The 258-nt window shown below is 69.4% G+C and carries 1 protein-coding gene; it reads left to right on the top strand.

Going from position 1 to position 258, the window contains the following annotated elements; translation table 11 throughout:
- Window positions 1-258, top strand: a 258-nt coding sequence (gene alaE / locus SB719_RS21130; protein WP_412159882.1) for an L-alanine exporter AlaE, incomplete at both ends; no start/stop codon positions are given.

Here is a 258-nt window from a genome sequence, read left to right as displayed (position 1 = left end):
GTGCTCAGGCGCTGTTGCGGCGCTCTGCGCGCGATTCGCGTCCCTACGGCATGTGGCGCGACTGGCTGATGCAGCGCGCAGCGCCGACGCGGGTCTCGCGCATCGTCTGGGACAGCATGGCGCTGGTGACCTTCCAGGTGCCGATCTACGCCGCGATCATCGCGATCAGCGGCGCATCGGGCCGTGGCCTCGTGCTGGGCATTCTCGGTGCGACGGCGATCATGCTGGTCTCCGGTCGGCCCTACGGGGCGTTCCTCA

The sequence above is a fragment of the Pantoea sp. SIMBA_079 genome (genome assembly GCF_046940275.1).
Lineage (GTDB): Bacteria > Pseudomonadota > Gammaproteobacteria > Enterobacterales > Enterobacteriaceae > Pantoea > Pantoea borealis.
Note: the sequence above shows the minus strand (reverse complement) of the source record. Positions and strands in the feature narration are given on the sequence as shown.